At 55.1% G+C, this 3,446-nt stretch carries 2 protein-coding genes; one reads left to right on the top strand and one right to left on the bottom strand.

The features are described from left to right. Nucleotides 1-57: 57 nt before the first annotated feature. A complete protein-coding gene (gene metG, locus ACLQ7H_RS02615; RefSeq protein WP_411751326.1) occupies nt 58-2,088 on the bottom strand; it encodes a methionine--tRNA ligase in 2,031 nt (676 codons plus the stop codon). 159 nt (nt 2,089-2,247) lie between these two features. On the opposite strand from metG, the gene apbC reads away from it, so the two are divergent. Further along, on the top strand, nt 2,248-3,360 hold the full coding sequence (apbC, locus tag ACLQ7H_RS02610; protein ID WP_021805051.1) for an iron-sulfur cluster carrier protein ApbC: 1,113 nt from the start codon (nt 2,248-2,250) through the stop codon (nt 3,358-3,360). The last annotated feature ends 86 nt before the right edge of the window (nt 3,361-3,446 follow it).

Here is a 3,446-nt window from a genome sequence, read left to right as displayed (position 1 = left end):
CCCTCTCCCTGTGGGAGAGGGTTAGGGTGAGGGGACTTTTCTCGATATTACAAAAGCTTACTTAACCTGCATACCAGGCTGAGCGCCGCTGTCCGGGCTGAGCAAGAAGATCTCTTTGCCACCAGGGCCAGCCGCCATCACCATCCCTTCGGAAACGCCAAAGCGCATTTTACGCGGTGCCAGGTTGGCCACCATAATCGTCAAACGCCCTTCCAGCAGTGAAGGATCAGGGTAGGCAGAGCGGATACCGGAGAAGATTTGGCGTGATTCACCGCCCAGATCCAACTGCAGCTTCAGCAGCTTGTCAGAACCTTCAACAAACTCGGCGCTCTTGATCAGCGCGATGCGCATATCGACCTTGGCGAAATCGTCAAAGCTGATGGTGTCCTGGATCGGATCGTCCGCCAGCGGACCGCTGACGACCTTCTGGCTGGCGGCCAGATCTTCTTTTGATGCATTGACCATTTCATTCACTTTGTCGAGATCGATACGGTTGAACAACGCCTTGAAGGTGCTCACCTGATGGCCCAGCAGCGGCTGCTCAATGCCATCCCAGCTCAGCTCGCAGTTGAGGAACGCTTCGGCACGTTCGGTCAACGCAGGCAGTACCGGCTTCAGGTAGGTCATCAGCACGCGGAACAGGTTGATGCCCATCGAACAGATAGCTTGCAGATCGGCGTCGCGGCCTTCTTCTTTCGCTACCACCCAAGGAGCCTGCTCATCAACATAGCGGTTGGCCAGATCGGCCAGCGCCATGATTTCGCGGATCGCCCGGCTGGTTTCACGGCTGGCATAGGCCTGCGCAATGCTGGTGGCAGCATCAATAAAGGTCTGATACAGCGCAGGGTCTGCCAGGTGATCGGCTAACTGCCCGGCAAAACGCTTGTTGATAAAGCCAGCGTTACGGGAGGCCAGGTTCACCACTTTGTTCACGATATCCGCATTCACACGTTGCACGAAATCTTCCAGATTCAGGTCGATATCGTCGATGCGTGAAGAGAGCTTGGCGGCGTAGTAATAACGCAGGCAATCGGCATCCAGGTGCTTGAGGTAGGTGCCAGCTTTAATGAAGGTGCCGCGCGACTTGGACATCTTGGCGCCGTTCACCGTCACATAGCCGTGTACAAACAGGCTGGTTGGCTTGCGGAAATTGCTGCCTTCCAACATTGCCGGCCAGAACAGGCTGTGGAAGTAGACGATATCCTTACCGATAAAGTGATACAGCTCGGTAGTAGAATCTTTGCGCCAGAACTCGTCGAAATCCAGATCGCCGCGTTTGTCGCACAGGTTTTTGAACGAGCCCATATAACCGATTGGCGCATCCAGCCAGACGTAGAAATACTTGCCTGGGGCATCAGGAATTTCAAAGCCGAAATACGGCGCATCACGGGAGATATCCCACTGTTGCAGGCCGGATTCGAACCATTCCTGCATCTTGTTCGCCACCTGCTCTTGCAGCGCGCCGGAGCGCGTCCAGGCCTGCAACATGTCGCTGAAAGCGGGCAGGTCAAAGAAATAGTGCTCAGAGTCACGCATTTCCGGGGTAGCGCCAGAAACCACGGATTTAGGATCGATCAGCTCGGTTGGGCTGTAGGTTGCGCCGCAAACTTCGCAGTTATCGCCATATTGATCCGGAGATTTACATTTCGGGCAGGTGCCCTTCACAAAACGATCCGGCAGGAACATGCCTTTCTCGGGATCGTAAAGCTGAGAAATGGTGCGTCGCTTGATATGACCGTTCTCTTTCAAGCGCCCATAGATCACACCTGACAGTTCACGGTTCTCTTCGCTATGGGTCGAATGATAATTCTCATAGCTGATGCCAAAACCGGCGAAATCCTGTTGGTGCTCGCGGCTCATTTCCGCGATCATTTCTTCTGGCGGGATACCCATCTGCTGTGCTTTGAGCATGATTGGCGTACCGTGCGCGTCATCCGCACAGATGAAATGAACTTCGTTGCCGCGCATTCGTTGGTAACGAACCCAGATATCTGCCTGGATGTGCTCGAGCATGTGGCCGAGATGGATGGAACCATTTGCGTACGGTAGCGCGCACGTCACCAATAATTTTTTCGCGACTTGAGCCATAATGAAAAGTTGCTTTCTTTAATGAGTGAAAAGGGTCTTTGATGTTACCCGATCGCGCTCTCTGCTGCTAGGGCGGTTTGTTGCAGGTTTACGAGCGAGTTACCCTGTAGTTCTGATATGCTTATCAGGTTGCTACCCATTCAAAATCAAGGAGCCGGGATGAACGCCAAATCCCCTGAGCAGACCAACCCTGAAGTTCTGCGCGCCCTGGTGACCGGAGTATTGGCCGCCTTCGAACACCCGACGTTAAAAAACAACCTGACCGCACTGAAAGCCATTCACCACTGCACGCTACTGGACAATGTCCTGCATATCGAATTGGTCATGCCGTTTGCCTGGCAAAGCGGGTTTGAGGCGCTGAAAGAGTCGGTAAGCGCCGAACTGCTGCGCGTGACCGGCGTTCAGGCTATCGAATGGAAGCTGAAACACGATATCACCACCTTGAAACGTGCCAATGACCAGGCCGGTGTGAAGGGCGTGCGTAACATAATTGCCGTCAGCTCAGGCAAAGGCGGGGTGGGGAAATCCAGCACCGCGGTCAACCTGGCGCTGGCACTGATCGCCGAAGGTGCCAAAGTGGGGATCCTGGATGCGGACATTTATGGCCCGTCGATCCCCAACATGCTGGGGACTGAACATGAACGCCCAACCTCGCCGGACGGCCAGCATATGGCTCCGATCATGGCGCACGGTTTAGCGACCAACTCTATCGGCTACCTGGTGACAGACGACAACGCCATGGTGTGGCGCGGGCCAATGGCCAGCAAGGCGCTGCTGCAACTGTTGCAGGATACGCTGTGGCCGGATCTGGATTATCTGGTGCTGGATATGCCGCCAGGGACCGGGGATATCCAACTGACCCTGTCGCAGAATATCCCTGTGACCGGTGCGCTGGTGGTGACGACGCCACAGGATATTGCCCTGCTTGATGCCGCCAAAGGCATTGTGATGTTCGAAAAGGTGCATGTGCCGGTATTGGGCATCGTTGAGAACATGAGCATGCATGTTTGCAGCAACTGTGGTCATCACGAACCTATTTTCGGCACCGGTGGGGCAGAGAAACTGGTGCAGAAATACCATAGCCGCCTGTTGGGGCAAATGCCGCTGCATATCTCGTTGCGTGAAGATCTGGATCGCGGGCAACCGACCGTGGTCAGCCGCCCGGACAGCGAGTTTGCTGAGATGTACCGTCAACTGGCGGGGCGTGTTGCGGCTCAGATGTATTGGCAGGGGGAAGCCATCCCTACTGAGATCTCCTTCCGCGCTCTGTGATTGCCCTGCATTAAATTGTTAGTTTAGTGCTCTCGTCTCCCCCTCACCCCAACCCTCTCCCACAGGGAGAGGGAGCTGATAGCCCC

Origin of the sequence: Serratia sp. (in: enterobacteria) (assembly GCF_046715635.1) — a bacterium.
In the GTDB taxonomy this organism is placed as follows: domain Bacteria; phylum Pseudomonadota; class Gammaproteobacteria; order Enterobacterales; family Enterobacteriaceae; genus Chania.
The sequence above is the reverse complement of the archived record's forward strand: the minus strand, read 5'-3'. Positions and strand labels throughout refer to the sequence as shown.